Raw genomic sequence first — 3517 nt, forward strand, 5'->3', positions numbered from 1 at the left:
CCCCGCTACCCGACTGCGCCGGTTCAGCAAGTGCGCCTGGGCCACCTTCCCGCTGCCGGAAGTCGCCCCCGCATGTTCCGGCTGACGGCCCGACTCGGCGCCAGGCTGGCCGCCGTACTCCGGCCCCGCCCGCCGACCCCACCAGTCATCCCCGCCGCCGCTGAGCCACCCCGCACCCTGGACCCATACGTCTGGACCCTCCCCAACCCCCACCGCGCCCGCTGGCGCCGCTGGCACCGGCGTAACCAGGGCACACCTCCCGCGCAGCGAACAGCCGTACTCCTCCCCGAAGAGGACTGCTGGCAGTCACCCGTAGCCACCCTGGCCGTCCACCCCTCGTACCGGGCACCGCACGACGACCTCGTACGCCTCTACGTCCTTCAGGCCCTGGGTGAGGAGTGGTGGTGACCCCCGCTGCTCGGTGAGCGCTTCACCGTCATGGAGCAGGGCGTCGTGCCCCGCTCATGTCCGATGGCCGAGTCTCGGATCTGGATCACCGAATCGCGGCGCTTTCACGCACCGCATGACGATGGGGACACGTGCATGAGTGGCGGTCGGATCTTCCGCGAGGCGTGGATCGCCGGTGTGAACAAGCACTACCCCGGTGAGCCGAAGCCCGGCTACGTCACTCCATGGGACGAGACGCCCGAGTGGGAGCGCGAGGCTGCCGCCGCCGTCTGTGGACAGGTGCGCGACTTCATCAGGATCAGCGAAGGGCACGCCATACGGCTCACCCGCGAGCAGAAGGGCCGGTTCGTCGCGATCTGCTGGACAGCCCAGATGTTCAAGCACTTCGAGGACCCGAAGCCCGGATATGTCGCCGACTGGGCCGACCTGCCGACCTGGCAGCAGGAGACGGACTCGGACATCTTCGAGCGCATCGAGCAGACCGTCTGAACCCTGACGTGGTGGTGATACCGACTGCTCGGCGAGTTGCACGTTCCCTTTTGCACACTCAGGGCGACCGGGCTCAATTCCGTCGGATTCGCTACCCGTTCCATGAACCGTAGAAGCAGAGCCCCCGACCGAAGATCAACAGGAACAAAAGCTTCCACATCCTGTCCAAACGAGACCCCTTCCGCTCTACAACCCTCGATCTGACCCAGAAGTCTCTGTGCGTGAACCATGAGTTCTACGGTGTTCGCGGGTTTGCCGTGACTGCCGATGGGCAAGCGTCCGCCGTTTCGCTGCCGGTTGCCGCCGCCGTTTCCGGGGCGTGGTCGGTTGATGTGGGCGGGCTTTCCGATGGGGGAGATCTGGTGTCGACGCAGGGCGCGAACAGTGGGTTGCGGATGCGCGGGCAGGTCGTGGGCGGGACGCGGGAAGTGATCCCGTCCCCGCCGCGGCCTCTTCCGCTCGCCACGACCGAACAGTCGCGCGGACCCACCGGGACGACGAGAAGACCCACCCGGACCGTGGCGAGGCACGCCGCCGGCCCGGGGCGCGGTGACCGTCGGCTCTACGCGATCGACGGGCTCCGTCTGCTCGCCGCGCTGGTCGTGGCCGCCCATCACTACGCCGGAACCTGGCGGGTCAACCAGCCGGACAACGCGATCTGGGGCCGGCCGGTCTCCGACATCATGCCGACCTGGTTCCGGTTCTCCGCGTACGGCTGGATAGGCGTCGAGATCTTCTTCGTGATCAGCGGGTTCGTCATCTGCATGTCGTGCTGGGGGCGTACCCCAAGGCAGTTCTTCACCTCCCGCGTGATCCGGCTCTACCCGGCGTACTGGTTCGCCATCGTCTTCACCTCGGCGTGCCTCGTCGCCATGCCCGGTGTGTGGAAACAGCACCGGTCGCGCGAGGTTCTGCTCAACTTCACGATGCTGCAGTCCGGTTCACGCGTCTCGAACGTCGACGGGGTGTACTGGACCCTCTGGTCGGAGCTGCGCTTCTACCTGCTCTTCATGGCGGTTGTCGTCACAGGGCTGACGTATCGCAAGGTCGTGGTGTTCTGCTGTCTCTGGGGCGCCGCCGCGATGATCACCCCGGCCGCCGGCTTCCGTCCGGCGACGCTGATCATCAATCCTCAGGGCGCCTGGTACTTCATCGCCGGGCTGGCCCTCTATCTCATGTACCGCTTCGGCCAGGACCTGTTGCTCTGGGGCATCCTCGGCTTGGCGTGGCTGATGGGGCAACTGGAGCTCGGGCACCGCATAGACACGGTCGAACGGGTCTCCAGCTGGCGCGCCAGCATGCTGATCTTCACCGTGTTCCTGCTGGCCATGGTCGCCATCTCGCTCGGCTGCACCGACCGCGTCCGCTGGAAGTGGCTGGCCACGGCAGGCGCGTTGACGTACCCGTTCTATCTGATGCACTACCTCGTCGGTACGACGGTCATCAACCGCCTGCGCGACACCGTTGACCCCCGGCTCCTCGTCGTGTCCGTGATCGCCGGCTTCCTCGTACTGAGCTGGCTGGTGCACAAGTTCGTGGAAGCGCCCCTGGCGCGGCTGCTGAAACGGGGCCTGGACACGTCGTTCGCGCGGCTGCGCAACGCCTCGTCCATGTCCTGACCGGCCGGGTGCTCCCCTCTGGACCTGTCGGCCGCCCTGCCGCCGAGGAGGTTGCCGACGCCTTACATGCCCCAGGCCTTGGGCGAGGAGTGGTGACGCGGGAGCCGTCGAGGACGTTCAGGAGGTCCCGGACGCGCCCTACACCGACTTGCTCTCGGCGGTTCTGATCCGAGTCCTCCGGGAGAGCCGACCGTTCAGACTTTGATCACGCGCACACCCGCACCGCACAGCGTGCTGAGATCCTCGGGGGCCGAGGTCAGGACGGTCACGGGGGCCGGTGAGGTGAGTGCCGTCGCGGCGACGATCGCGTCGAGGGCGTACTTGTGGCCGTGCAGCCCGGCTGTGGCAAGGAGCCTGCTCGCATGGCGGGCGATGGCCTCGGTGGGCGGGACGATGTTGACGCGCGAGACGGCGTGGTCGAAGCGGGCCTGGTTGGTCCTGGGATCGTGGGCCTCGACGAGGGTGACGGAGCTGGTGACGACGCGGATGTCCTCGGCCTCGGCGGCGGCGAGCCACTCGGTCAGTTCGGGTGTGCGTCGTACGAGCTTGGACAGGCCTTCGCAGTCCAGGACGAGCGTGCCGCTCACGCGGCGTCCGCCGAGCCGGACGCGTCGCCGCGCAGCAGCGCCCGCTTTGCCTCGACGGCGGCCTGGTCGACGGGGCCGTGTGCGGCTTCGGCGTCTTCGATGAGTTCGCGGAGCCGCTCGCGTTCCAGTTGGCGCTGGATGAGGGCTTCGACGTAGGCGGACATGCCCCGTTTGCCGGTCCGCTCCCTGAGGGCGGCGATGGTGCCCTCGTGAAGGGAGACGGAGACCGGGCGGACTGGGCCTTCGCCGGGGGCGGGAGAGGCGGTGGGGGGGGTGGGAAGGCGGCTCCTCGCATGGCAGTCGTCGCCTCCACCCGCCCACGTCGCCCTTGTCCTCGCGGCCGAGCTGTGGCTGACTGGCGGCGGTGACGAAGGGGAGTGGGCATGGGGACCTGGGCAGTGATCGCGCAGAGCG

The 3517-nt window shown here is 68.1% G+C and carries 4 protein-coding genes and 1 pseudogene; 3 read left to right on the forward strand and 2 right to left on the reverse strand.

Annotated features, from left to right (window positions below; translation table 11 throughout):
• The 3 genes and pseudogenes from AOK08_RS37525 to AOK08_RS37535 all read left to right on the forward strand — a co-directional run.
• Positions 1-408: pseudogene (locus AOK08_RS37525) on the forward strand (hypothetical protein); the annotation flags it as partial.
• A gap of 135 nt (positions 409-543) precedes the next feature.
• Complete coding sequence (locus tag AOK08_RS37530) at positions 544-897, forward strand: hypothetical protein (RefSeq protein ID WP_055534446.1); 354 nt, start codon at positions 544-546, stop codon at positions 895-897.
• Positions 898-1415: 518 nt separating this feature from the next.
• Positions 1416-2516 carry an acyltransferase family protein gene (locus tag AOK08_RS37535; RefSeq protein ID WP_055534442.1) on the forward strand — a complete coding sequence of 367 codons (1101 nt, stop codon included), beginning with the start codon at positions 1416-1418 and terminating at the stop codon, positions 2514-2516.
• 194 nt (positions 2517-2710) lie between these two features.
• Here the strand turns inward: AOK08_RS37535 and AOK08_RS37540 are convergent, their stop codons facing one another.
• Both AOK08_RS37540 and AOK08_RS46760 read right to left on the reverse strand, forming a co-directional pair.
• Positions 2711-3103, reverse strand: a complete 393-nt coding sequence (locus AOK08_RS37540; RefSeq protein WP_055534444.1) for a type II toxin-antitoxin system VapC family toxin — start codon at positions 3101-3103, stop codon at positions 2711-2713.
• Positions 3100-3267 carry a hypothetical protein gene (locus AOK08_RS46760; protein ID WP_198539509.1) on the reverse strand — a complete coding sequence of 56 codons (168 nt, stop codon included), beginning with the start codon at positions 3265-3267 and terminating at the stop codon, positions 3100-3102. The genes AOK08_RS37540 and AOK08_RS46760 overlap by 4 nt, the downstream gene beginning before the upstream one ends.
• Positions 3268-3517: the final 250 nt, after the last annotated feature.

The sequence above is a fragment of the Streptomyces graminilatus genome, assembly GCF_001418565.1.
GTDB classification, from domain to species: Bacteria; Actinomycetota; Actinomycetes; order Streptomycetales; family Streptomycetaceae; genus Streptomyces; species Streptomyces graminilatus.

Excerpts from the sequence above, each read along its gene's own strand:
- AOK08_RS37530 (WP_055534446.1), top strand. The coding sequence starts at position 544 with ATGAGTGGCGGTCGGATCTTCCGCGAGGCGTGGATCGCCGGTGTGAAC.
- AOK08_RS46760 (WP_198539509.1), bottom strand. The coding sequence starts at position 3,267 with ATGTCCGCCTACGTCGAAGCCCTCATCCAGCGCCAACTGGAACGCGAG.